The sequence below is a fragment of the Ralstonia sp. UNC404CL21Col genome (genome assembly GCF_000620465.1).
In the GTDB taxonomy this organism is placed as follows: Bacteria; Pseudomonadota; Gammaproteobacteria; order Burkholderiales; family Burkholderiaceae; genus Ralstonia; species Ralstonia flatus.
The window spans coordinates 792,690-817,923 of record NZ_JIBE01000004.1; the positions used below are offsets into that span (position 1 = coordinate 792,690).

Sequence of the window (25,234 nt, forward strand, 5' to 3'; positions counted from 1 at the left end):
GGGGCTTTGAGCCCCGACAGAAAGAAGCACCCAGCGCCACGGGCGGTGCCCAGCCGGTTTGGCCGTACCTGCCCTAGATGGCGCCTTGAATTTTCGTAAGCGGGCGGAAAAAAGAACGGGAACTGTCTGAGCGCAGCGAGTTTTCCCGTTCTCCGCCCGGTTACGAAAATTCAAGGAGGGGTCGCCATCTCGGGCGCGCCTTTCTTTGCTTACTTTCTTTGGCAAGACAAAGAAAGTGAGTCGGCCCCGGCAGGGGACGAAAGCGAGGCAAACCACCAAGGCAAAGACAACCCTGAAATCAATCACGAATGCTCCGCTTCCCCAAAACCCTCTCCCCCGGCAAACCCTTCCCCCTAGGCGCCCAATGGGACGGCCTGGGCATCAACTTCGCCGTCTTCTCGGCCAACGCCAGCAAGATCGAACTCTGCATCTTCGACCCCACCGGCCGCAAGGAACTGACCCGCTTCGCCCTGCCCGAATGCACCGACGAGGTCTGGCATGGCTACCTGCCCGGCGTGGAAGCCGGCCTCGTCTACGGCTACCGTGCCTACGGCCCGTGGGAGCCGCAGCACGGCCACCGCTTCAACCCGCACAAGCTCCTGCTCGACCCCTACGCCCGCCGGCTGGTGGGCTCGCTGCGCTGGTCCGATGCGCTGTTCGGCTATCGGCTCAATTCCAACCGCGGTGATCTTTCATTCGATCGCCGCGACAGCGCCCCGGCCATGCCCAAGGCCGTGGTCACCGACGAATCGTTCAACTGGGGCAACGACATCCGCCCGAACACGCCGTGGTCGCGCACGGTCATCTACGAGAGCCATGTGCGCGGGGTGTCGATGCTGCGAGAAGACCTGCTGCCGCCGGAGCGCGGCACCTTCAGTGCGCTGGGCGACAGTGTCTTCATTGAGCATCTGCAGCGGCTCGGTATCACCGCCATCGAGCTGCTGCCCATTCACGCCTTTCTGCAGGACCAGTTTCTGGTGGAGCGCGGCCTGCGCAACTACTGGGGCTACAACACGCTGTGCTTCTTTGCGCCGGAGCCCTCGTACCTGTCGGCGCCCTCGCTGCACGAGCTGAAGGTGGCGATACGGCGTCTGCACGCAGCGGGCATCGAAGTGCTGCTCGACGTGGTCTACAACCACACGTGCGAAGGCAGCGAACTGGGGCCGACGCTGTCGTTCCGCGGCCTGGACAACGCGAGCTACTACCGTCTCGTACCCGGCCAGGAGCGCTACTACATCAACGACACAGGCTGCGGCAACACGCTCAATCTGTCGCACCCACGCGTGCTGCAGATGGTGATGGACTCGTTGCGCTACTGGGTCAACGCGTTTCATGTGGATGGTTTCCGCTTTGACCTGGGCGTCACGCTCGGGCGCGAGGGCAACGGCTTCGATCCGGGGTCGGGCTTCTTCGATGCCGTGCGGCAGGACCCTGTGCTCTCCACCGTCAAGCTCATCGCCGAGCCCTGGGACGTCGGCCCCGACGGGTATCAGGTCGGCAACCAGCCTCCGGGCTTTGCGGAGTGGAACGACCGCTTTCGCGATGGCATCCGCCGCTTCTGGCGCGGTGACTCGGGCCAGCGACCCGACCTGGCAGCACGCCTGACCGGCAGTGGAGATCTTTTCGACCGCCGCCACCGCCGGCCCTGGGCATCGGTCAACTACGTGGCCTCGCACGACGGTTTCACGCTGCACGATCTCGTCAGTTACGCCGACAAGCACAACGATGCCAACGGCGAAGACAACCGCGACGGCCACAACGACAACTGCAGCGCCAACTGGGGCGCCGAAGGCCCGACCGATGACCTCGCCATCCAAGCCCTGCGCGAACGCGTGACGCGTGCACTGCTGGCCACGGTGTTCTTCTCCAACGGCACGCCGATGCTGTTGGCAGGCGATGAATTCGGCCGCACGCAAGATGGCAACAACAACGCTTATTGCCAGGACAACGCCCTGTCGTGGCTCGATTGGTCGTTGCTGCAGAAAGACCCCGGGCAGGCGCTCGCCCGCTATACGGCGCGGCTGATCGCGCTGCGCAAGGCAAGCCCCGCGCTGCGCTGGCCGCACTACGTGCACGGCAACACTGAGATCCTGCCGGGCGTGCCGGACATCGCCTGGTTCGACGAGCGCGGCCAGGTGCTCTCGCCCGACGCGTGGAACGACAGCGAGGCGCGGGCGTTGGCGCTGCGCCGCGCCTGCGTCGAGACCATCGACGCGGAGGCACGCCCGCATGTGGCGTTGCTGCTCATCAACGGTGCGGCGACGGACCTGACATTCACGCTGCCCGAGCCGGCCATGGACTGGCTGCTCGCCATCGACAGCGCAGCGCCCGAGGAAGACGCTCGACCGCACAGCGGCAGCACCCTGAAAGTGGCGGGGCGCAGCGTTGTGCTGCTGCTGGCCACACAGCTCGCCACGATCGCGCAGATTGCGGGGCAGCCGGATGCAGACGCCAGCGGCGAAACCCTCGGGCAGGTTCATGACGCGCACAACGCACCCGAGAACGCACCGCAGAACGCACCACAGAGCGACATGCCCGAACAACCTGCGACCGACGACGAGCGCGCCGCACCGACCGCCGGCGAAGCCGCCAGCGATGACAATGGAGACGCCACGCGATGACCGCACCCGCCCCCCGGTTTGCACACGACATGCCGTTCGGCGCCACCGTCCTGGCTGACGGCAACACCCGCTTCCGCCTGTGGGCACCGGACGCGACCGCCGCCTGGATCGACATCGACGATGTGCGGGGCAACGAGGCCATCCGCATGGATGCCGAACCCGACGGCTGGTATGCAGCCGTGGCGCCCGTGGGCGCCGGCACGTGCTACCGGTATCGCCTCACCAATCAGGACGGCGTAACGCTGTCGGTGCCCGACCCTGCGGCCCGCGCGCAGTGGCAGGACATACCGGGCCCGAGCCTCGTCGTCGATCCGCAGCGCTATCGTTGGCAGCACGCCGACTGGCAGGGCCGGCCCTGGCACGAGACGGTGCTGTACGAACTGCACGTCGGCGCGCTGGGCGGCTTCAAGGGTGTGCGCGGGCGGCTGCCGGAACTGGCGCGGCTGGGCATCACGGCCATCGAGCTGATGCCGGTGGCGGAGTTTCCGGGCGCGCGCAACTGGGGCTATGACGGCGTACTCCCTTTTGCGCCTGACGCCAGCTACGGCACGCCGGACGACCTCAAGGCGTTGATCGACACCGCGCACGGGCTCGGCATGATGGTGTTTCTCGATGTGGTCTACAACCACTTCGGGCCCGACGGCAACTATCTGCACCACTACGCGCGCAGCTTCTTCCGCGACGATGTGCATACGCCCTGGGGTGCCGCCATCGATTTCCGCAGGCCGCAGGTGCGCGAGTTCTTCATCCAGAACGCGCTGATGTGGCTGATGGAATATCGCTTTGACGGCCTGCGGCTCGACGCCGTGCACGCCATCACCGAGCGCGACTGGCTGGGCGAACTCGCCGCCCGCGTACGGCTGTCGGCCGAGCCCGGCCGGCATGTGCATCTGGTGCTGGAGAACGAGCACAACGCCGCATCGCTGCTGCGCGATGGCGACACCCATGGCGACTTCGATGCGCAGTGGAACGACGACGGCCATAACGTGCTGCACGTGCTGCTGACCGGCGAACGCGAAGCCTATTACGCCGCCTATGCGGACGCGCCCGCGCAGCGCCTGGCGCGCGTGCTGCAAGACGGCTTCTGCTACCAGGGCGAGCCGTCACCGATCCACGAAAACGCGCCGCGCGGCGAACCGAGCGCGCACTTGCCTCCCACCGCATTCGTGCTGTTCCTGCAGAACCACGACCAGATCGGCAACCGCGCCTTTGGCGAACGGCTGACGCAGCTCGCCCACCCCGATGCGTTGCACGCCGCACAGGTGCTGTTGCTGCTGAGCCCGCAGATTCCGATGCTGTTCATGGGCGAGGAATGGGGCAGCACATGCCCGTTCCAATACTTCACCAGCCACCACGGCATGCTGGCCGAAGCCGTGCGGGAAGGCCGGCGCAAGGAGTTTGCGAAGTTCGCGGCATTTGCCGACCCGCACCAGCGCGAGCGCATTCCCGACCCGAACGACGAACTGACCTACCTCGCCTCCTGCCCCGGCGAGGCCAACCTGGCCGAACCCGGACAGCTCAACACACTGAACCGCATGCACCGCCTGCTGGCGCTGCGTCACGCAGAGATCATCCCGCGGCTGCCCCAGGCACGCGCGCTCGATGCGGTAGCACTCGGCAACGCCGGCGCCCTCGCCCGCTGGCGCATGGGCGATGGCAGCGTGCTCACGCTGATGGTGAATCTGTCCGATCAAGCCGTGGCGGTGCCCACGGTGCTGGCGGGCAGCCCCGCGGATCTGTTGCACGAATCGCGCGAGGGCGCCGCCGCTGCGCTCATCGCACATCGCCTGCCGGAGCGCGCGTGCGTGGCATTGCTGCACACGCCATCACCCACCTGACCGCCGACAACCGCAACGCGCCGACGTATCAACGCACCCGCACACCATCCATGGATCGCACGACCAACTTATCCGGCACGCAACGCACCCCGCTCCAGCAACTGGCCACCGATGCCGGCTTGCTGGTCGACTGGGAAGACGCGGCAAGCCAGCCCAAGCAGGTGGCCGACGACGTGCTGCGGGCCGTGCTGCACACGCTGGGGCTGCCGGCCGGCACGCCGGCCCAGGTGTCGGAAAGCCAGGCGCGCCTGCGCGCCGAAGCCGAAGAGGTGGCCATACCGCCGCTCGTGACCGGCGTGGTCGGACAGCCGATCGTGCTGCAGACTGCGGCGCCGCAGGCGGCCTTGCTGGACGGACAAACCTATCGCGTCGATCTGGAGCCAGGCGGCAGCACCGACGGCAACATCAGCGTCAGCGCAAGCGAGCACCATGCAACCCTGCGCCTGGGGCCCGTGCACACCGTGGGTTACCACCGTCTGACCATCGTCGGGGGGCCGGGCACGGTGATCCAGGCCACGCTCGCGATTGCGCCCGCGCGTTGCTATGGCGTGGCCGATGCCCTGCGCCAGCACGATCGCCCCACCGACACCCGCGTGTGGGGCGCTTCCGCGCAGCTCTATGGCTTGCGATGCGGGGCTGAACGCGCCGCCAGCAGCGCCGGCCTGGGCGACTACACCGCGGCCGGCACGCTGGCGCGGCACCTCGCGCAGCACGGTGCGGATGCACTGGCGCTCAGCCCCGTGCATGCCATGTTCACGGCCGACGCGCGTCGCTACTCGCCGTATTCGCCATCAAGCCGGCTGTTCCTGAACGCATGGATGATCGACCCCACCGCGCTCTTCGGAGAGGAAGCCGTGCGGCAAGCCGTGGTCGACTGCAACCTCGTCGCAGACTATGCCCGGCTGGAGGCTGCACCGCTCATCGACTGGCCGGCCAGCGGGAACGCGCGCATGACGGTGCTGCGCGCGTTGCATCACCGCCTGCTGCAGGCGCCGCTTGGGGACACCACCGCGCAGAGACTGCTGGATGATTTTCGTGCGTACTGCATCGACGGCGGCGTCAGCCTGCGCGACCACGCACACTTTGAAGCGCTGACCGCGCACCTTGGACCCGCACACTGGAAGCAATGGCCCGAGCAGTATCAGGACCCGAGCTACCTGGCGGTGCAGGCATTCGCACGCGAGCATGAAGACGCGGTCAATTTCCACCTGTTCCTGCAGTGGGCGGCAGCGCGCCAGTGGGCCCTCGTGCAGCGCACCGCGGAAAGCGCCGGCATGGCCATCGGCCTCATCGCCGACCTGGCGGTGGGCACCGACAGCGCAGGCAGCCACGCGTGGGCCCGTCAGCGGGACTTGCTGATCGGCGTCACGGTAGGCGCGCCGCCCGACCTGTTCAACGCACAGGGGCAGGGCTGGGGGCTGACCACCTTCAGCCCGCGCGCCATGCGCACGCAGGGCTTCTCGGCCTTCATCGAGATGCTGCGCGCGGTGATGGCGGTGCCCGGCGGTGTGCGCATCGACCACGTGCTCGGGCTCATGCGGCTGTGGGTCATTCCGGATGGTGCACGGCCGCTCGACGGCGTGTACCTGCGCTACCCGATGCAGGATCTGCTGCGGCTGGTGGCGCTGGAATCGTGGCGCAACCGGTGCATCGTCATCGGCGAAGACCTTGGCACCGTGCCCGCGGGCCTGCGAGACAAGCTCGCCGAGGACGGCCTGTTGGGCATGCGCATCCTCTGGTTCGAGCGCGAATACACGCGCGACGAGGCGCCCTTCAAGGCCCCACGCACGTGGGCGCCGGCGTCCGTCGCGATGACCAGCACCCACGATCTGCCCACGCTTGTCGGCTGGTGGATCGGCAACGATCTGCGCTGGCAAGCGCAACTCGGCCTGCTGCCCGCCGGCATGAGCGAGAGCGAGGCGCACGCGCGCCGCATGGACGATCGCGCCGCGCTCGTCGCCGCCTTTGCCGAGCACAACCGGCTGGTGCTGGCCGATGGCGGTGTGCCGATGATCGGCGTGGCGCCGCTGCAGGCTGCGCTGGAACAGGCGCGCGCCGCCAACGCCGCGCAAGCCGACGTCATCCTGCAAGCCAGCGCGCAGGACTTTGCCACGGCGGCCACGGTGTTTACGGGCGCCGCCAACACGCCGCTGGCGCTGGTGCCGCTGGAAGACCTGCTGGGGCTTGTCGAGCAGCCGAACCTGCCGAGCACGATCGACACGCACCCGAACTGGCGCCGCCGCCTGCCGGCGCCCGCCCCGACGCTGCTCGACGCGCCCACGGTCCAGGCGCGCCTGTCAGCGCTGACCAACGCGCGCATCAGCCTGTCATGAGCGAACCGACCACACCCCTCACGCCCCTCACATCCCCCGCGCCTGTCACCCTCCAGCGCGTGCCGCGTGCCACGGTGCGGCTGCAACTGCACCGCGACTTCACATTCGACCATGCGCGCGCGCTGCTGGACGACTTCGCCGCGCTCGGCATTTCGCATCTCTACACGTCGCCCATCACCACGGCACAGCCGGGCTCCACGCATGGCTACGACGTTGTCGATCCGACACGCGTGAACCCCGAGCTGGGCGGCGAACCTGCGCTCGAACGGCTGGTGGACGCGCTGCACGCGCGCGGCATGGGCCTCATCGTCGATATCGTGCCGAACCACATGGGCGTGGGCGGCGCACACAACGCGTGGTGGCTGGACGTGCTCGAATCCGGCCCTGACAGCGCCTACGCCAACTTCTTTGATATCGAATGGCAGCCGTCCAACCCGGCACTGCGCAACAAGGTGCTCGCGCCGTTTCTGGGTGAAAGCTACGCCGACGCGCTGGCCGGCGGCCGACTGCAACTGGCCTACGACGATGCGGCCGCGCGACTGGCCATTGCGTACTACGACCACCGCTTTCCGATTGCGCTGGCCGACTACCCCGCGCTGCTTCGCGCCGGCAACACGGACACCGCCACGCATGCGGTGGCTGATCGCTTTGCCGCGCTCGGCACGATCCGCTCACTGCGCACCCGTCGCGAGCGTGCAGACGAAGCACGCAACGCGCTACGCGACCTTGCCACCACCGAAGCCGGCGCCGCACATATCGCCGAAGCCGTGCGCACGCTGAACGCGCAGCCCGATCAACTCGATGCGCTAATGACGCGCCAGCATTGGCGCCTGGCTCACTGGTGCACCGCCAACGACGAGATCAACTGGCGCCGCTTCTTCGACATCGGCTCGCTGGCCGGCCTGCGCATGGAGCGCGCCGAAGTCTTTGAAGCGACGCACGCGCTGCTGTTCCGGCTCTACCGCCTGGGCTGGATCGACGGTGTGCGCATCGACCACGTTGATGGCCTGGCCGACCCGGCCGCCTACTGCCGCCAGCTACGCCGCCGTCTGCAAGCGGAGCACGCTGCGCGTCCTGCTGACCGGCTCACGAGTCACCCGTGGATCGTCGTCGAGAAGATCCTCGCCCACGATGAAGCGATGCGCAGCGACTGGGGCGTCGACGGCACCAGCGGCTACGACTTCATGAACCAGGTGGGCGCGCTGCTGCACGACGCGCATGGCGAGACGGCGCTCACGCAGGGGTGGCTGGAATGGATCGGCGCGCCGGCGGCCGAAGCGCCGTTTTCGGCCACCGCCGTAGCGGCACGCCGTCAGATCCTGCATGCGCACTTTGCGGCAGAACTCGATGCAGCCGCGTCGGCGTTGCATGCGGTGGCACAGCAGGAGCGCAGCAGCCACGACGTGACGTGGCACGCCATCCGGCGCGCGCTGGCCGAGGTGATCGTCCACTTTCCGGTGTATCGCACCTATGCGAGCACGCAGCAACGCGATGCCCAGGACACGGCCATCCTGCAATCCGCGATGTCGGGCGCGGCTGCCTGCCTGCGACGCATCGACCAACCTGTGCTCGGCTGGCTCGACACCTGGCTGGGCGGGCAACCCGCCGGGCAGGACAAGCTGCGCCAGCTCGCATTGCGGCGGTGCCAGCAGTTGTCGTCGCCGGTGGCGGCCAAGGCGGTGGAAGACACGGCGTGCTATCGCTACGGGCGGCTGCTGTCGCGCAACGAGGTCGGCGCGGATCCGGGCGAGTTCTCGATGAGCGCCAACGCGTTCCATCACGCCATGCAGAAGCGCGCCCTCACATGGCCGCACGCCATGCTGACGACCGCCACGCACGATCACAAGCGCGGTGAAGACGTACGCGCGCGGTTGGCCGTGCTGTCGGAGCGGCCCGCGCAATGGCTGGCCGCCGCGCATCAATGGCGTACGGAGCACGCTGCGTGGGTCCGTCATCTGCCGACCGGCCTCGCGCCCTCGCCCGCTGCGCAGTGGATGCTCTATCAAACGCTGGTGGGCATCTGGCCGGCGGGCCTCGACTGGCATGACACCGATGCCGTGCGCGACCTGGCCGAACGTGTCGCGCAGTGGCAAGAAAAGGCGCAGCGCGAAGCCAAGCTGCGCACCGACTGGTTCGCACCCGATGCAGAGTACGAAGCCGCCAGCCGCGATTTTGTCTTGACGCTGCTGACGGGCGAAGCCGCCCAGACGTTCCTGCCGTCTCTCTCGGCTTTCGTGCAAAGCGTGGCCCCGGCCGCGGCCATCAACGGCCTCGCCCAGACCTTGCTGCGCACCACGCTGCCCGGTGTGCCCGACCTCTACCAGGGCGCCGATTTCTGGGACACCAGCCTCGTCGACCCCGACAACCGTCGGGCCGTCGACTATGCCGCACGGCACCGAGCACTGCGTGCATTGCACGCGCATGCAGACAACAGCCTGGCGCCGCTGCTTGCGCATTGGACCGACGGCCGCATCAAGCAAGCCGTGCTGGCACGTGCGCTGGCCCTCCGGGCGGCACTGCCAGCGGTATTCGAATCGGGCGACTACCAGCCGCTGGTCGTAACCGGCAGCGGCGCGCAGCACGTGTTCGCGTTTGCGCGTACGCATGGCGCCGATGCGATCGTCGTGATCGTGCCCCTGCACGCCTCCGCCCTGCTTGGCCATACCGCCACACCAGCGTTTGCGACGGGCGTATGGCGAGACACCACGGTTTGCCTGCCGTCCGCGCTCTCGCAGATTGCCCTGCATAGCGCGTTCGACGGCCAGGCACTCCAGAGTCCGCGCCTTGCGCTCGGCCAGGTGCTGGCGCATCTGCCGGTCGCCCTGCTGCATACCTGATCCCCGCTTCACCCCTCCGCACGGGTTAACACCGACTGCATCGCCTTGGGTCTCGCCCTAAAATTCCTCCATTCATATAGATGACTAGAGCAATGTGTACCGCACATGTCGCTCACGTCACCCGGAGGAGACGGCATGTTCGGCTGGTTCAAAGAGATTTCGAAAGGGGAAAAGCGCACGTTCTGGGCCTGTTTTGGAGGCTGGGCGCTCGACGCGCTGGACGTGCAGATGTTCAGCCTCGTCATCCCGACCATCATCTCCGCCTGGCACATCGGCAAGGCCGAGGCTGGGCTGGTGTCGGGCGTCACGCTGGTGGCGTCCGCGCTGGGTGGCTGGATTGCCGGCGCGCTGACCGACCGCTTCGGCCGTGTGCGTACGCTGCAGATCACGGTGCTGTGGTTCTCGCTGGCCACATTCGCCTCGGCCTTCGCGCAGAACTTCGAGCAGTTCCTGGTGCTGAAGGCCATTCAAGGCTTTGGCTTTGGCGGCGAATGGGCGGCGGGCGCCGTGCTGATGGCCGAGAGCATTCGCGCCAGCCACCGCGGCAAGGCCATGGGCACCGTGCAGAGCGCATGGGCCGTGGGCTGGGGCGCCGCGGTGCTGCTGTATGCGCTCACGTATTCCTTCATCGAGCCCGACCTCGCCTGGCGCGTGATGTTTGCTGCGGGGTTGCTGCCGGCGCTGCTCATCATCTATATCCGCCGTGGCGTGAAGGAACCGGTGCCGGCCGCCAAGCCCGATGCGAACGCCAATGCGATGCCGATCTCGCGCTTTCCGCTGCTCGACATCTTCCGCCCGCAGGTGCTGCGCATGACGCTGATCGGCGGCCTGCTTGGCGTGGGCGCGCACGGCGGTTACTACGCGCTGATGACGTGGCTGCCGACGTATCTCAAGACGGAGCGCCACCTGTCGGTGCTCGGCACGGGCGGCTACCTGGCGGTGATCATCTTCGCCTTCTGGTGCGGTTGCGTGGCCAGCGCGTGGCTGCTGGACGTGCTCGGCCGCCGCGGCAACATCCTGCTGTTCTCGTGCTGCTGCGTGGTGACGGTACTGGTGTATCTGCTGGTGCCGCTGTCGGACGGCGCGATGCTGGTGCTGGGCTTTCCGCTGGGCTTCTTTGCGGCGGGCATTCCGGCCAGCATGGGCGCGCTGTTCAACGAGCTGTATCCGCAGGGCGTGCGTGGCACGGGCGTGGGCTTTTGCTACAACTTCGGCCGCGTGGTGTCTGCCGCGTTCCCGGTGCTGGTGGGCAAGATGAGCGCCTCGATGTCGCTGGGCACGGCCATCGGCATCGACGCGGCCATCGCGTATTCGATCGTCGCAGTGGCGGTGCTGATGCTGCCCGAGACGAAGGGCCGCGATCTCGCTGCCGTTACGGTCTGAACGCCCATCACAACATCATGACGACGCACTCGATCCGTCGCCGCCAGGAAACCCCATGCCCACTCGCCGCGCCTTCAACACCGGATTGCTTGCCATGCTAGGTTCCACCGCCCTTGCCGGCTGCGCCGCCACCGGCAGCAGCGACGCCACGCGCGGCACCTCTGGCCGCATCACTGCCATCGACACGCATGCGCATGTATTCGAGCGCGGCTTGCCGCTGGCGGATGCGCGCCGCTATGCGCCCACGTATGACGCGCCGCTGCCGGCCTACCTGGCGCAGCTCGACGCGCATGGCGTGTCGCACGGTGTGCTGGTCCAGCCGAGCTTCCTGGGCGTCGACAACAGCTACCTGCTGGCTGCGCTCAAACAAGCGCCGCAGCGCTTGCGCGGCGTGGCCGTCATCGACCCGGCCGCGCCCGAAACCCTGCTCGCGCAGATGAATGCCGAGGGCATCGTCGGCATCCGCCTGAACCTGATCGGTGCGGCGGACCCGCAGTTGAAATCGCCCGTGTGGCAAGCCGCGCTGGCACGCCTGCATGCGCTGGGCTGGCATGTGGAACTGCACGTCGAGGCACGCCGCCTGCCCGCGCTGCTGCAGCCGCTGCTGGAAGCGAAGGTGAACGTGGTGGTCGATCATTTCGGCCGCCCCGACCCGGCGCTCGGCGTGGACGACCCAGGCTTTGCCGCCTTGCTCGCCGCCGGCCGCTCGCGCCGCGTGTGGGTGAAGATTTCCGGCGCATACCGGAATGGCGCCGACGGACGCGGGGAAGCCATCGCGCAGGCCGCCATGCCGCGCCTGAAAGACGCACTCGGCCTGGACCGCCTGGTATGGGGCAGCGACTGGCCGCACACGCAGTTCGAATCGCAGATCAACTACGACAAGATGTGGGCCTTCGCTGGCGTGCTGCTGCCCAGCGCAGCGGACCGCAAGCAGGTGCTGGTCGACACGCCCGCGCAGTTGTTCCGCTTCGTCTGAACACGCAATAGCTGCAGCGCGCTTGCGCGATACCCCGTTTCGCGAATCACGAATTTCGCCGCGCGGGCCGCGCTCCTACACTGGCTGCTCCTCATCCCACAAGCCGTAAGGAGCAGCCATGCAGCAGCATCGACTCGTCGACCAGCAATTCGGCCAAGTCGCCCAGGCCTACCTGACCAGCGCCGTGCACGCACAGGGCGCCGATCTGGACGCGCTGGCCGCGCTGGCGCAATCGGTGCCGCACGCCAAGGTGCTCGATCTGGGCTGCGGCGGCGGGCACGTGAGCTTTGCCATGGCGCCGCACGTGGCCACCATGGTGGCGTACGACCTGTCGGAAGACATGCTGAGCGTGGTGGCCGCCGAAGCCGCGCGCCGCGGCCTCGCGCAATTGCACACGCAAGCCGGCCGCGCCGAGCGCCTGCCGTTTGACGATGCCGCGTTCGACATCGTTGCCACGCGTTTTTCCGCTCACCACTGGTACGACGTGCGCAAGGGCCTGGCCGAAGCACGCCGCGTGCTCAAACCCGGCGGCACGCTCGTCGTTGTGGATATCGTCGCGCCGGAAGTACCGCTGCTCGACACGCTGCTGCAAACCGCCGAGGTGCTGCGCGATGCGTCGCACGTACGCGACTACCGTGTGTCTGAATGGCAGGCCATGCTGGTCGAGGCCGGTTTCCAGCCCGGCACGCCACGCACCTGGAAGCTGACGATGGCCTTCGACAGCTGGATCGCCCGCATCCGCACCCCGCAGGTCCGGGCCGATGCCATCCGCGACCTGTTCGACCGCGCCGCCGACGAAGCGCGCGCCTACTTTGCCGTGGCGCCCGACCATTCGTTTGCGATCGACGCGATGCTCATCGAGGCGACCTGAATCGTTTGAGCGGACGAGGCGCCTTCATCCTCCCTCATCCTTTTTGTCACACCCGTTGGAGGGGTGGCCTGATACGGCGCCATTTTCAGGCTTTCGCTTAATCCTGAATGAAAAAAATGTGATATCGGAACACGTGTACGAACGCGGGGTTGCCGGTAGCCTTCCGGGTTACCGTCGACTCCGGTCGCCATTGGCGCGCGGCCATCGCGCCGACTTCCGATTTCCATGTACGCCCTGTTTCCCGCCTTCGTCTCGTCGCTCTTCCTGTTCTACGGCGTCTACGTCGTGACCACGCGCGGCCGCACGCGCGCGAGCCTGGCGTTTCTCGGCATGACCACGCTCACATGCCTCTGGCAGGGCATCTGGGCGTTTCTCTTCCAGACGCATGACGTCGGCACAGCCCAGGTGCTCGCCAAGCTCGGCTGGATCGCCATCCTCGTCATGCCGACCATGCTGTATCACTTTGCCGTGGAGGTGGCCGAAGCGCCGAGCGAGCGGCACTGGCTCCTGGCCGCCTATGCGCTGGATGCCGCGCTGATCGCGCTGCTGCTGACCACCAACCTCGTCATCGATGGCGTGCACGCGTTCCACTTCGGTTTCTATCCGAAGGCGGGCGTGCTGGAGGCCGTGCATATCGCCCAGACAGTTGCGCTGGTCACGCGCGGCATGTGGGTGCTCTACCGCGAGCAGCGGCATGCCACCGCCGAAAAGCGCAAACGGTTGCTGACGTGCCTGTTCGGCGTCGGGCTGATTTCGCTGGCAGCGGCCGACTACGCCGTCAACTACGGCGTTGCGTTCTACCCGCCGGGCGTGCTCCCGCTGGCCATTGCGCTGGGCATCATCGCCGTGGGCGTGGTCAAGTTCGACCTGATGCGCCCGTATGCACTGGCCGCCACCGTTGCACATGAAGTGCGTACGCCACTGACGACCATCCGCCTGCAGGCCGCCGAAATCGCGCGCGCGTGGCCCGACGTCTACCGCGGCTATCAGCTCGCCATCGACAACGGCCTGTGCCAACCGCCGCAACATCCAGCCATGCTGGATCGCCTGTCCAAACTGGCGGGCGCCATCACGTCGGAAGTCGCATCCGCGCACAGCGTGATCGAAATGGCGTTGGCCTCCGTTACGCTGGAGCGCCTCGACCGGCGCACCTTTGCGGCCCACTCGCTGCGCGAATGCGTGGAGACAGCCGTGGCGCAGTATCCCTTTCAGGCCGGCGAGCGCGAACGCGTGCACGTGGAGGCCTTCAACGCCGACTGGCGCTTCGTGGGCTCCGACACGCTGCTGGTCTATGTGCTGTTCAACCTGTTGAAGAACGCGCTGCACGCCATCCAGATCGCGCGCAAGGGGCACATCGAAATCTTCGCCCGTCACGATGGCGACAGCTACGTGCTCGTGGTGCGCGACAGCGCCACCGGCATTCCGCCCAGCGTGCAGCGCCGCATGTTCGACCCATTCTTCTCGACCAAGCATGTCGGCAAGGGCTCGGGCGTGGGGCTGACATTCTGCCGCCGCGTCATGCAGGCATTCGGCGGGCGCATCCAGTGCGAATCCGTGGTTGGGGAATACACGCTGTTCTCCATGCGGTTTCCCCAACCTCCTGCTATCTGACGTTCACACCTTCAGAGCGTCAGGACACGTGCGCCAGCTCCGGCAGCGTGTCCAGCTCGTACGCCTTCACGCGCGTGCGCACGTGGTCCGGCAACCGCTGAATCACGCGCTCAGCGTTGGCGCACACCACCTGCTGATACCCCAGCGACACCAGCCGCCCGCCTGAGACAAACCGGAACACCATGTAGAACGAGCACGGCTGCACCCGGAAGGTGTTCAGGTGGCATTCCACGCGCTGAAACGGAAATGTCTCTTCAACGAATTCCTGATGCGCCAGCTTGGTCACGAAGATCACGCGTCCGCTCATGAGCAGATCTGCGTCAATGCATTCGTGGAACCAGCGCTCGCGCACCACGCCCTGCCACTCGAAATACCGGGCGAAATACGTATTGGCGTAGGCGTTGGAATCCTTCAGATAGACATCGAAGGCGTGTTGGAACGTCTGCTGCGCAGAAATGGCTTCGGGCAGCTCGGCATTGCGCAGATAGTGGTCGACAACTGTGGCAATGGATTGGCCTGTCGGCATCGCATACTCCAAGAATGGACTGGCTGCTGGCGGCAGCCGCGCATGTGCGGTGGTCCCGCGCATGTGTCCATTCTTCCGATGCACTTGCCGTTGCGTAACAAGGCAATGCCGTAGCCCTACGAACGGGCGGTCTACTCCCGGCCCGCAACACTCCGCAGCCCCGGCGGCCCCTGGTGAAAGCGGAATGTATTGCGCCCGTTGCGCTTGGCATCGTAGAGCGCCGCATCGGCCCATTCGAAAAGCACGTCCAGTCGTTCGTCGCCAGGCGTGAGCGTGACGGCACCGGCTGACAGCGTGACGTACGGCGCAGCAACGGAAGCCGCGTGCGGTTCGGCACGTTCAGCCACCATGGCCACGGCGCGGGCCACCGCCTGCCGGGCGTCATCGCGGTTCAGGTCGAACAGCATGGCCACGAATTCTTCGCCGCCCACGCGCGCGATGAAGTCATCGGGGTGACGGCACGCCATGCCCAGCGTGTCGGCCACCATGCGCAGGCATTCGTCGCCTTGCAGGTGGCCGTAGGTGTCGTTGTATTGCTTGAAGCAATCGATGTCGAACAGCGCCAGCGTGACGGGGCGATTCTCCCGGCGGGCATGGTCGAACAGGCGCGGGGCCTGTGTCTCAAAAAAGCGGCGATTGAACAGCTGCGTAAGCGCGTCGCGATTGACATCGTTCTCGAGCACGCTGAGCTTGGCCTGCGTACGCTGCAGCTCGCCGCGCAGCGCGTCCTGGGCGCTGGCCATGCCCGCACGCTGCATCTGCTCGACCGTCACGTCGCGCAACAGCAGGAACATGCCCGCGTGCCGGCCGCGCGCGTCGCTCAGGCCTTCGAGCGTGACTTCCAGCGTGCGGCCCGTGTCGGGCAGCCAGACCTGGTGGCGATTGGGCAGTCGCGTCCGCTCGAATTCGCGCAGGATGCCCGCCACGTTCAGCACGGCGGGCGGCATTGCATGCATCTGGGCGCTGGGCAGCAGATCGCGCGCGGCGGCGTTGATACTCGCAATGGAACCATCGCGGGCCAGCACGATGCAGCCGTCCCGCATGGCTTCGACGATCTTGCCCCGTGCGTAGGCGGCGGTATCACGCAGGCGCGGCCGCAGGACGACCCAGCCCAGCAGCGCGGTGCTGACCGCAAACGTGGCCGGTGTGAGATCGCCGCCGATCGCCGTCGTCCAGCGTTGCAGATACGCCAGGTGCGCCACCAGCGGCAGCAGTTGCCCGATGACAAGCGCCAGTCGCACCTGCGTGCGCGACGACACGTAAAGCCCCGAGCCCGCTTCGTCGATGGGGAACACCAGCAGCACAAGGCTGATGGCGAGCAGCACGTAGTTGTAGGCCGTGCCGATCCAGAAGACCCGCCCGTGATCGAACACGGCGCGCTGCATGCCGTCGATGACGACAAAGCGCGCATCAAGCCATACCAGGTGGTGCAGTTCATTGGTGGCGACCAGCCCGATGAACGCAGCGGCCACCAGCAGCGCCAGCACCCAGCCAGCCCGCACCAGCGGCAACGCATTGAGTTCGGGCCGTATGAGGCCAATCACCATGCGCAGCCACGCCGCCGGCACCATCATGATCCCGAGATAGGCGACCTTGGCCCAGCCCACGCGCACGGGCATGTCGAAGGTCACGACCTCCATGAGACGTGCGCCGCTCCACAGCGCGGTGCCGAGCGCAAGCAGCATGAAGGCCGCGACTTCCGTGTCGTCACGGCGCGGCCATGACAGGCCGATCAGCGCGATGGAGACGAGCGCAGCGCAAGCCAGTGCTGCGATCAGCATGATCGGCACGCCGCGCGCGCATGGCGATGCCGGCGAATGACGACGCCAGCCGGTTGGTCCACGTGTATTCCCCGTTCGTTTGTTGTTCTTGCAGCGTATCGGGCACTGTTGTCGGGTGGATGACTGCGCGATGCGCCTCCACTACCCGTTCCTCCTATCGGCAGGAATTGTAAAAACTGAAGGCCAGCGCGGCTTTGCAGCGCATGGTGGCGCCGTTGCGTGCCGGCATGCGTATATCGATCTGCCAATGAATTCGTTTGCGCGGCGCAGCAATCACCCTACGCTTGAACCCCTAAAAATCATCAGGGGGTTGTCATGCAAGCAAGCGTTTCGGGCGCGTTCTCGTTGTCGGGTCTGGCGCAGGCGTTGGCAAGGTCGTCGCGCCAGGCGGTGGGTGTGGTCATCGGGGCGGCGCTCGCGGTGGCGGTGCTCCACGCGCCACAAGCCCATGCCGACAAGCTGGACGACATCAAGAAGGCGGGTGTGCTGCGGGTGGGTGTGTTCGACGCCAATCCGCCGTTCGGTTACGCCGATGCCAAGACCGGCCAGCCTGTTGGCTTGGACGTGGACTACGCGCAGGAAATCGCCAACAAGCTGGGCGTCAAACTGGAATTGCGCGCCACCAATCCGGCCAACCGCGTGCCGCTGCTCACGTCCGGCAAGGTCGACATCGTGGCCGCCAACTTCACCATCACCGATGAGCGCAAGAAGCAGATTGAATTCAGCACGCCGTACTTTGCCAGCGGCCTGCAGTTCATCGCCAAGAAGGGTGTACTCAAGCAGCCGGACGATTTGAAGAAAGACGGCATCCGCCTGGGCGTCGACAAGGGCACCACGCAGGAAACCACGCTGCGCGACGGCTATCCTAACGCCCGCGTGATTGCCTATGACGATTCCCCGCTCGCGCTCACCGCACTGCGCACCGGTGCCATCCAGGCATTTGCGCAGGATGGTGCCAAGCTGGGCGCGCTGCTGGCCACGCTGCCCAATCGCAGTGAACTGGAGATCTCGCCTTTCGTGCTGACGCGCGAGTACATGGGCATCGGTGTGCCGAAGGGCGAAACGAAGCTGACAGCCACCATCGACCAGATTCTGCAAGGTCTCGAGAAGGACGGCACCGCCGGCCGCATCTATGACCGCTGGTTCGGTCCGAAGAGCGCCGCCCCGCTGCCGCGCGACTTCATCATCGGCAGCACCAAGTGAGCTTGAGCCTGCCGGCCCTCCTCCAACCCCTGCCGCCGCGTTATCTCGGCTGGATGCTGGAGGGCTTCGGGATGACGCTGCTGGTGTCGGCGGCTGCCATCGCGGGCGGGCTGGCCATTGGCCTGCTCCTGACGGCGCTGCGCGCGAGTGCTCAGCCGTGGCTGCACTTGCCGGCCCGCGCGCTGGTGGCCTTCCTGCGCAAGACGCCGTTATTGGTCCAATTGTTCTTCTGGTATTTCGGCGCGGCGCAATTGCTGGGCGAAGACGTGGTCGGTGCCATCACCGGCTGGGGCGGCATCGCCGTGGGTGCCTGGCGATTGCCTGCGCCGTCGTTCGAATTTCTGGCGGCGGCGTTCGGCATCGCGCTGTACGCCGGCGCGTTCTTCTCGGAAGAGCTGCGCGCCGGCATTCGGGCGGTGCCGCGCGGGCAGCGCGAGGCCGCGCTATCGCTGGGTTTCACGCCGCGTGCCGCCTTCCTGCGTGTGGTGCTGCCGCAGGCGCTGCGCGTGTCGGCGCTGCCGCTGCTGGGGCAATGTGCCAACACCATCAAGAACACCTCGCTCGCCATGGGCATCGGGCTGGCCGAGCTTGCGTATAGCGCGCGACAGGTGGAAACCGACACGCTGCTCGCCTTCCAGGCCTTTGCCGTGGCAACCGTGCTGTATGCAGGGCTGATCCTGTTGCTGCAATGGGCCGCGCCCCAGTTGCTGCGGCGGCTCGGCTGGGCATCGACATCGACGCTGCCGAACGGAGCGCCCTCGTGACGACGGAAGCCGTGCTCCTGCACCTGCGTTACCTGCTGATCGGTCCGTATCCGAATGGCCCGCTGGCCGGCGCGGCGCTCACCTTGTGGATGGCGCTGTGGGCGTGCGTGGTCGCCACGGCAGCGGGTGTTGGTGCGGCACTGTTGCTCGACCGGCTCGACGCCATGCCAAGGCTGCGCCGACTGGCGCGTCTGCTGCGCGGGCTGCTGGCCACGCTGCGGGCCATCCCGGTACTGATGCTGATGTTCTGGGCGTACTTTCTGATCCCGATGGCGCTGGGCGTGGCGGTGCCGGAAACCGCCACGGTCGCCGCCGCGCTTGCCGCCGTGGGCGCTGCCTACATCACCCAGAGCATGGAGGCCGGCTTGCGCGCCGTCGGTGCCGGGCAGCGCAACGCGGCGCTGGCGCTGGGCATGTCGCCCACACAGGCGTTGCTGACCGTGGTGCTGCCGCAGGCGTGGCGTATCATGCTGCCGTCGCTGGCCAATCAATGGGTGTCGACGGTCAAGGACACATCGCTGGCCTACATCGTGGGCGTGGTGGAATTGTCCACTGCCGCCAGCCAGGTCAACAGCCGCACCGTGGCCTACCCGGCGGAGGTATTCGGCGCGGTGGCCGTGCTGTATTTCCTGCTGTGCACCGGCATCGAGGCCTTGCCCAACTGGTTGCGCGCGGGCCCCCGCACGCCCGTGGCGCAACCAGCCCACATGTCGACCTGGCAACGCTTTTTGCGCTGGCGTGAACGCCCTGTTTCAGATGCCGTGACATAGGTCACATCGCTATCTTGGGTTCACAAAACGTCGGTATCATCGAGAACATGACCGATACCCGCGCCTCTACCCATCTCTATCCCGCGCACGACCTGGCGATCTGCACCGACGCCAACACTGCCGTCGAGCGCATCACCGCCATCTACGAGCGCTCCGCGCAGGCGATCCGCGATCGCTTCCACGCCTTTGCGCGCGGAGAGGACTGCAGCGAAGACCTCGCCGCCTGCTATCCGTATCTCGGCATCACCGTCGACCCGAAAACGCTGGTGAGCGACGCGCGGCCGGCGTGGGGCACGGTGGCGTATCCGGGCGTGTACGGCACGACGCTCACGCGACCGGACTTGTTCCGTGATTACTACCGCGTACAGATTGAGCGCCTGCTGCACTATCACAACAGCCCCGTCGTGGTGGGCGTGAGCAACCGGCCGATTCCACTGCCGTTCGTGGTGGAAGCGTCGACGGTGGACATCACGCCGGAACAGGCGCGCGCGCTGGGGGGCGCGTTTACGCTGCCCGACCTTGCGCAGATCGACGATTCCATCGCCAACGGCACATACCGCCCGATTGGCGACGAACCGCAGCCCTTGTCGATGTTCACAGCCGAGCGCGTCGACCTGGCCCTGCAGCGCCTGTACCACTACACCGCCACGCACCCGAAGCACTTCCAGCGCTTCGTGCTGTTCACCAATTACCAGCGCTATGTCGATGAGTTTGCCGCCCTCGGCCGCAAGCTGATGGAGGACGGCAACGACGAGGGCTACATCCGCTTTGTCGAGCCCGGCGACACCGAACACGAACTCGGCACGCCCGCGCCGGACGACTCCCACCGCATCAAGGGCCTTCCGCAGATGCCCGCCTACCACCTGGTGCGCGAAGATCGCCTGGGGGTGACGCTGGTGAACATCGGCGTGGGCCCGTCCAACGCCAAGACCATCACCGATCACCTGGCCGTGCTGCGTCCGCACTGCTGGATGATGATCGGCCACTGCGGCGGCCTGCGCCGCTCACAGCAGCTGGGCGACTACGTGCTCGCCCACGCCTATGTGCGCGACGACCACGTGCTCGACCAGGACCTGCCCCCTTGGGTGCCCGTGCCGCCCATCGCCGAGATCCAGGTGGCGCTGCAGGAGGCGGTGGCGCGCATCACGGGGCTCTCGGGCGCCGACATGAAATCGCGCATGCGTACCGGCACGGTGGTCTCCACCGACGACCGCAACTGGGAGTTGAAGTACCAGGCGCTGTACAGCCGCTTCAACCAGTCGCGCGCGATTGCGATCGACATGGAAAGCGCGACCATTGCCGCCAACGGCTTCCGCCTGCGCGTGCCCTACGGCACCCTGCTGTGCGTGTCGGACAAGCCGCTGCACGGCGAACTGAAGCTGCGCGGCATGGCCAACCTGTTCTACCGCCAGCGTGTCAGCCAGCATTTGGACATCGGCATGGAAGCCGTGCGCCTGTTGCGCGAAAGCGGCGTTGAAGCGCTGCACTCGCGCAAGCTGCGCAGCTTTGACGAACCCGCGTTCCGATAGCGCGGGTGAGCACCGACTAGCGCCGGTTAGCGCGGGGGCGGCTCCGGCAGCGCCTCGCGCAGGAAGTCCAGAAATACCCGCACCACCTCGGGCAAGGTGCGGCCCGCCAGGGTCTGCAGTTCCACGGTCCGCCCCCGCATGCCGCGCTCGCGGATCTCCGCGGCATGCAATTCACCGCGCTGCACGCGCTCGCGCACGGTGATTTCCCCGGCAATGCCCAAGCCGCCGCCTTGCAGCACGAAACTCAACAGCCCGTCGAAGCGGTTGCTGACCAGCACCGGCTCGAACACGAGCCCACGTTGACTGCAGCCCATGTCGAACAACTGGCGCACCGTGTTGTCCGGCCCGGAAAGCGCAATCGGGAATGGGTGCATCTGCGCCAGCGTCACGCTGCTGAACTTCGCCAGCGGGTGGTCGGGCCGCATGATGGCAAACACCGAGCCACGCTGCTGATACGCCACGCGAATGCCGTGCACGGCGGCGCGGCTGTAGGTCAGGCCGATGTCCACGTCGCCACGCAAGACGGCCTCGGTCACGCGCATGGGCTCTTCGGCGCGCAGGTCGAACTGAATGCCGGGATGCCGCTCGCGAAACGCCACGATGGCGCGCGGCACAAACTCGATCGCAAAGCCATCGGAACACGCAATGCGCACGCGGCCGCGCTGCAGCCCTTGCAGGCGTTGGATATCCGACACCACGCGCTCTGCTTCCAGCGCCCCGCGCAGGGCATGCGCGGCAAGCAGCTCGCCGGCTGCGCTGGGTCGCATACCGCGCGGTTGACGCTCGAACAGCGGCACGCCGAGCAGCTCTTCAAGCATCGCCACCTGCCGGCTGATGGCGGAGGCGCTGACATGCAGGCGCGCGGCCGCTTCAGTCAACGAGCCCGTGCGCACGACCTCCAGAAAATAGCGGAGGGACGTCTCCTGCAGGCGATGAGATGACATAAGCGACGTAGGCGCAAGGCCCTTCTGCTTTGCATGAAACGCAAAGATATCCCAAGAAAATTCTAATGGTCAAAAAGGTGCGGTATGCGCAGACTCACCCGGAACTGTTCGACCAGCGGAGTGTCCTGATGTCCCTTCAGCAAGCAGCACGTCAATCTGACGCCCCCCGCGCATCCCGTCGCCTCCGGGCGCTGGTGCCGGCACTCATGTTGGGTGCCGCTGGCCTGGCCGGCGCCGCCGAGCTGTCTGCGGCTGATGCCGAACGCCATGCCCAGGCCACCTACCGCGAGTACTTCGAGCTGCTCTCCCTGCCCAACGACGCCATCGTGCCGGAGGATGTCCGCAAGAATGCCGACTGGCTGGAGCAGGCGTTCCGCAGGCGTGGTTTCACGACCCAACAGTTGGCGAACAACGGCAAACCGATGCTCTACGCCGAGCTGCCGAACCCGGATGCCGCGCGCAAGACGGTGCTGTTCTATATGCACCTCGACGGCCAGCCGGTGATTCCCGCGCAGTGGGCGCAAAAGAGTCCGTGGACACCGGTGCTCAAGCACAAGACCGCACAAGGCAACTGGGAAGAGATCGACTCCGCGCAGCTGTTCAGCGGCCCGCTCGATCCGGAATGGCGCGTATTCGGCCGTTCGTCCGCCGACGACAAGGGCCCGATCATGATGATGCTGGCCGCCATCGACGCACTGAAGGCCAGCGGCGGCCAGCCCGCCGTCAACGTCAAGATCATTCTCGACAGTGAAGAAGAGAAAGGCTCGCCGTCGATCAGCAAGGTCATGCAGGCAAACCGCGAGCTGCTGCGCTGCGACGCTATCGTCATCCACGACGGCCCCATGCATGCGAGCAACCTGCCCACGCTGGTCTTCGGTAACCGCGGTGCGGCCGAAGCCCGGCTCACCGTCTACGGCGCCAAGGTGCCGCTGCACAGCGGGCACTACGGCAACTACGCCCGCAATCCAGCCCAGCAGTTGGCCAACCTGCTGGCATCGATGAAGAACGACGCGGGCCGGGTGACGGTGCCCGGCTATTACGACCACGTGAAGATCAGCGCGGCCGACCGCAAGATCATGGCGGCCGTTCCCGACGACCAGGCAGCGCTCAACAAGCGCCTGGGCATTGCGCATGCCGACAAGGTCGGCGCCAATTACCAGGAGGCGATGCAGTACCCGTCATTGAACGTGCGCGGCATGGCGTCTGCGGCGGTGGGCGACAAGGTGGCGAACATCGTGCCCGACAAGGCCGTCGCCGAACTGGACCTGCGCACCACGCCCGACTCCACCGCGGGCTACCTCGGCAAGCTGATCGAGCAGCACATCGAGCGCCAGGGCTACCACCTCGTCAAGAACGCCCCGACCGACGAAGAGCGCAGCCGCTACGACAAGCTGGCCACCTTCACGTATCAGAGCGAGGGCGCGGATGCCGCGGGTTCACCCATCGACTCGGCAGTGGGCACATGGGCCTACAAGTCGCTGACCGACACCTTTGGTGCGAACCCGGCGCCGGTCCGCATCCGCATGATGGGCGGGACGGTGCCCACGGCGGAAATCGTTGGCGTGCTGCAGGTACCGTTCGCGATCATTCCTCTGGTCAATGCCGATAACAACCAGCATGCCGCGAACGAGAACCTGCGGATGGGCAACTACGTGAGCGGCGTGCGCACGCTCTACGGCCTGCTGACGCACCCGCTCTGACACGCCACTACGGTCAAGCCGCGCGAAACAGCCCATGCAGCCCGAGCGGCGCCACGCCGTTCAGGCTAGCCATGGCGACGGGCCCCGCAGAAACCCTCTGTGCATCGAACGCCGTCAATCTGGTGCACCCGGCGTCTACATCGAACACCGTGCCGATCAGCCAGCCCTCGCCTTCGCGGGCGCCGGCCGATGCCGACACGAATACGTGTTCTTCCACCAGCGTGCGGTGGCCGAAGCGGTACTGCTGGACCTGGCCCGAATCCGTATCGACGCGCATGACGGTGTCAAAGCCGTGCAGCGCCTGCGGGCCGCCATCCGACGATGGCGCCGTGTGGGCCACCATGAACAGCGCGCGATGGCGCTGTGCGGTGCGCCGCGAGTCGATCTTCGGGAATTCAGCAACGTGGTCGGTGCTGAACTGCTCGGCGCGGCCCGTTCGCAGATTCAGACGCACTTGCGTGAGACGCGCGCCGGGCGACGGGCGAATCTGCCCGCGCATCAATTCACGCAGCGACGTGGTGACGACCGAGGCATCGTCGGAGCGGATGTAATCGAGATGGATCTCCTGTCCGTCCGGCGACGACCACGCATTGCCCAGGTGGAAGACAAAGCCCGCCGGCAACGCCAACCAGCGCATGCGCGTGACGTCGTCCTTGTCCAGCACCAGCACGCGCATCCCCAACTCCGGCCGCCACACATGTGAATCGAGAAACGACATGCCGGCGTGCGAGCGTTCAACGTCGTACACGAACGGCGGCAGCAGAAACACCAGATGGCGCTGCGTCACGGCAAAGTCGTGCACCATCGCCACGTCCGGCACCTTGATGGACTCCACGCGCTTGAGTGCGCCGTCTGCGCCCACGCAGTAGACGGTCAGCAGACCGGCCGCGCTGCTCACGCCAAAATTCCACAGCGTGCCGTCGGGCTCGACCTTGGGGTGGGCGGAAAACGGCATGCCCTTGTAGTCGTCGCGCCAGGTCTGCACGCCAAGCGTGCGCAGCGAATCCGGATCGACACGCGTGGCCGAGCCGCCTTCCCACAGCGCGAGCATCTCGTCGCCGTGCATCACCAGGCTCGTGTTGGCAACGTTGATGCTGTCGGGCGAGGCCACCGGCTCCATGTCGGGGCTGGCGGTACCGAACGTCGCGCGCAACGGCCGGCCGGCGGTGGTGTCGGCGATGAACTTGTCGGTGCGCACGAACACGCCGCGGTGCGTCACGCCCTGCTCGCTGATGTCGTAGCGCTGGATCATGCCGTCGCCATCGAACAGATGGTGATAACGCACGCCCCCGATCTCATGCCGCGCCGGGCCGTTTCGATAAAAGGCGCCGCGCAACGCGGGCGGGAAGACGCCCTCCACCTTCAACGAGCGGGTCGGCATGTCGGCGCCCACACCCTGATAACCGGCAAGCCATGGAGTTTGCGCACGTGCTGCGGCAAACCCGGCAGCCCACGGGTCGGGGGTGGCGGCCATCACGTCGGTCAAGGTCAAACCAAAGGGTGCGGCGCCCAAGGCCGCAAGAAAGGATCGGCGTTGCATGACGGGC

Annotated in this window: 17 protein-coding genes; 13 read left to right on the top strand and 4 right to left on the bottom strand. The window is 66.7% G+C overall.

Going from position 1 to position 25,234, the window contains the following annotated elements; all coding sequences use genetic code 11:
• Nucleotides 1-308 precede the first annotated feature (308 nt).
• From glgX to N511_RS0111675, 8 genes are all read left to right on the top strand, one after another.
• Nucleotides 309-2,621, top strand: a complete 2,313-nt coding sequence (gene glgX / locus N511_RS0111640) for a glycogen debranching protein GlgX (protein ID WP_027679448.1) — start codon at nt 309-311, stop codon at nt 2,619-2,621.
• On the top strand, nt 2,618-4,459 hold the full coding sequence (gene treZ / locus N511_RS0111645) for a malto-oligosyltrehalose trehalohydrolase (protein WP_027679449.1): 1,842 nt from the start codon (nt 2,618-2,620) through the stop codon (nt 4,457-4,459). Before glgX ends, treZ begins: the two co-directional genes overlap by 4 nt.
• A 50-nt stretch (nt 4,460-4,509) precedes the next feature.
• Nucleotides 4,510-6,792 carry a 4-alpha-glucanotransferase gene (gene malQ, locus N511_RS0111650; RefSeq protein WP_027679450.1) on the top strand — a complete coding sequence of 761 codons (2,283 nt, stop codon included), beginning with the start codon at nt 4,510-4,512 and terminating at the stop codon, nt 6,790-6,792.
• Nucleotides 6,789-9,629, top strand: a complete 2,841-nt coding sequence (treY, locus tag N511_RS0111655) for a malto-oligosyltrehalose synthase (protein WP_027679451.1) — start codon at nt 6,789-6,791, stop codon at nt 9,627-9,629. The genes malQ and treY overlap by 4 nt, the downstream gene beginning before the upstream one ends.
• Nucleotides 9,630-9,764: 135 nt before the next feature.
• Entirely contained in the window at nt 9,765-11,012 is a 1,248-nt protein-coding gene (locus N511_RS0111660; RefSeq protein ID WP_027679452.1) for an MFS transporter, read from the top strand.
• 55 nt (nt 11,013-11,067) lie between these two features.
• Entirely contained in the window at nt 11,068-11,988 is a 921-nt protein-coding gene (locus tag N511_RS0111665) for an amidohydrolase family protein (protein WP_027679453.1), read from the top strand.
• A 118-nt stretch (nt 11,989-12,106) separates the two neighbouring features.
• A complete protein-coding gene (locus tag N511_RS0111670) occupies nt 12,107-12,859 on the top strand; it encodes a class I SAM-dependent methyltransferase (RefSeq protein WP_027679454.1) in 753 nt (250 codons plus the stop codon).
• Nucleotides 12,860-13,084: 225 nt separating this feature from the next.
• Complete coding sequence (locus tag N511_RS0111675) at nt 13,085-14,470, top strand: sensor histidine kinase (RefSeq protein ID WP_027679455.1); 1,386 nt, start codon at nt 13,085-13,087, stop codon at nt 14,468-14,470.
• 19 nt (nt 14,471-14,489) lie between these two features.
• Here the strand turns inward: N511_RS0111675 and N511_RS0111680 are convergent, their stop codons facing one another.
• Nucleotides 14,490-14,996 (bottom strand): acyl-CoA thioesterase, encoded by a 507-nt coding sequence (locus tag N511_RS0111680; RefSeq protein ID WP_027679456.1) that lies wholly within the window; start codon nt 14,994-14,996, stop codon nt 14,490-14,492.
• 131 nt (nt 14,997-15,127) lie between these two features.
• Nucleotides 15,128-16,777 carry a diguanylate cyclase domain-containing protein gene (locus N511_RS0111685; RefSeq protein WP_027679457.1) on the bottom strand — a complete coding sequence of 550 codons (1,650 nt, stop codon included), beginning with the start codon at nt 16,775-16,777 and terminating at the stop codon, nt 15,128-15,130.
• Between the two features lie 315 nt (nt 16,778-17,092).
• Here N511_RS0111685 and N511_RS0111690 point away from each other — a divergent pair, with 315 nt between their 5' ends.
• The 4 genes from N511_RS0111690 to N511_RS0111705 are packed head-to-tail and all read left to right on the top strand — an operon-like array spanning nt 17,093 to nt 21,043.
• On the top strand, nt 17,093-17,980 hold the full coding sequence (locus N511_RS0111690; RefSeq protein ID WP_027679458.1) for an ABC transporter substrate-binding protein: 888 nt from the start codon (nt 17,093-17,095) through the stop codon (nt 17,978-17,980).
• Between the two features lie 53 nt (nt 17,981-18,033).
• Nucleotides 18,034-18,744, top strand: coding sequence for an amino acid ABC transporter permease (locus tag N511_RS0111695; protein WP_081785381.1), 711 nt, complete (start codon nt 18,034-18,036; stop codon nt 18,742-18,744).
• Nucleotides 18,741-19,514: an ABC transporter permease subunit gene (locus N511_RS0111700; RefSeq protein WP_027679460.1), complete on the top strand. Its 774-nt coding sequence runs from the start codon at nt 18,741-18,743 to the stop codon at nt 19,512-19,514. The genes N511_RS0111695 and N511_RS0111700 overlap by 4 nt, the downstream gene beginning before the upstream one ends.
• Nucleotides 19,515-19,561: 47 nt before the next feature.
• The gene (locus tag N511_RS0111705; RefSeq protein WP_027679461.1) at nt 19,562-21,043 is read left to right on the top strand and encodes an AMP nucleosidase; all 1,482 of its coding nucleotides are present in this window, start codon (nt 19,562-19,564) and stop codon (nt 21,041-21,043) included.
• Between the two features lie 26 nt (nt 21,044-21,069).
• On the opposite strand, the gene N511_RS0111710 is transcribed toward N511_RS0111705, so the two are convergent.
• On the bottom strand, nt 21,070-21,987 hold the full coding sequence (locus N511_RS0111710; RefSeq protein ID WP_027679462.1) for a LysR family transcriptional regulator: 918 nt from the start codon (nt 21,985-21,987) through the stop codon (nt 21,070-21,072).
• 206 nt (nt 21,988-22,193) lie between these two features.
• Here N511_RS0111710 and N511_RS0111715 point away from each other — a divergent pair, with 206 nt between their 5' ends.
• Nucleotides 22,194-23,687: a M20/M25/M40 family metallo-hydrolase gene (locus N511_RS0111715; protein WP_231479608.1), complete on the top strand. Its 1,494-nt coding sequence runs from the start codon at nt 22,194-22,196 to the stop codon at nt 23,685-23,687.
• A gap of 13 nt (nt 23,688-23,700) precedes the next feature.
• Here N511_RS0111715 and N511_RS0111720 read toward each other — a convergent pair whose 3' ends face one another.
• Nucleotides 23,701-25,227, bottom strand: a complete 1,527-nt coding sequence (locus tag N511_RS0111720) for a carotenoid oxygenase family protein (protein ID WP_027679464.1) — start codon at nt 25,225-25,227, stop codon at nt 23,701-23,703.
• Between the last annotated feature and the right edge of the window lie 7 nt (nt 25,228-25,234).

What these genes read in the sequence shown, in the direction of transcription:
- N511_RS0111660 (WP_027679452.1), top strand. Translation starts at nt 9,765, where the DNA reads ATGTTCGGCTGGTTCAAAGAGATTTCGAAAGGGGAAAAGCGCACGTTC.
- treY (WP_027679451.1), top strand. Translation starts at nt 6,789, where the DNA reads ATGAGCGAACCGACCACACCCCTCACGCCCCTCACATCCCCCGCGCCT.
- malQ (WP_027679450.1), top strand. Translation starts at nt 4,510, where the DNA reads ATGGATCGCACGACCAACTTATCCGGCACGCAACGCACCCCGCTCCAG.
- N511_RS0111720 (WP_027679464.1), bottom strand. Translation starts at nt 25,227, where the DNA reads ATGCAACGCCGATCCTTTCTTGCGGCCTTGGGCGCCGCACCCTTTGGT.
- N511_RS0111715 (WP_231479608.1), top strand. Translation starts at nt 22,194, where the DNA reads ATGTTGGGTGCCGCTGGCCTGGCCGGCGCCGCCGAGCTGTCTGCGGCT.
- N511_RS0111695 (WP_081785381.1), top strand. Translation starts at nt 18,034, where the DNA reads ATGCTGGAGGGCTTCGGGATGACGCTGCTGGTGTCGGCGGCTGCCATC.
- glgX (WP_027679448.1), top strand. Translation starts at nt 309, where the DNA reads ATGCTCCGCTTCCCCAAAACCCTCTCCCCCGGCAAACCCTTCCCCCTA.
- N511_RS0111675 (WP_027679455.1), top strand. Translation starts at nt 13,085, where the DNA reads ATGTACGCCCTGTTTCCCGCCTTCGTCTCGTCGCTCTTCCTGTTCTAC.
- treZ (WP_027679449.1), top strand. Translation starts at nt 2,618, where the DNA reads ATGACCGCACCCGCCCCCCGGTTTGCACACGACATGCCGTTCGGCGCC.
- N511_RS0111710 (WP_027679462.1), bottom strand. Translation starts at nt 21,987, where the DNA reads ATGTCATCTCATCGCCTGCAGGAGACGTCCCTCCGCTATTTTCTGGAG.
- N511_RS0111705 (WP_027679461.1), top strand. Translation starts at nt 19,562, where the DNA reads ATGACCGATACCCGCGCCTCTACCCATCTCTATCCCGCGCACGACCTG.
- N511_RS0111685 (WP_027679457.1), bottom strand. Translation starts at nt 16,777, where the DNA reads ATGCTGATCGCAGCACTGGCTTGCGCTGCGCTCGTCTCCATCGCGCTG.
- N511_RS0111670 (WP_027679454.1), top strand. Translation starts at nt 12,107, where the DNA reads ATGCAGCAGCATCGACTCGTCGACCAGCAATTCGGCCAAGTCGCCCAG.
- N511_RS0111690 (WP_027679458.1), top strand. Translation starts at nt 17,093, where the DNA reads ATGCAAGCAAGCGTTTCGGGCGCGTTCTCGTTGTCGGGTCTGGCGCAG.
- N511_RS0111680 (WP_027679456.1), bottom strand. Translation starts at nt 14,996, where the DNA reads ATGCCGACAGGCCAATCCATTGCCACAGTTGTCGACCACTATCTGCGC.
- N511_RS0111665 (WP_027679453.1), top strand. Translation starts at nt 11,068, where the DNA reads ATGCCCACTCGCCGCGCCTTCAACACCGGATTGCTTGCCATGCTAGGT.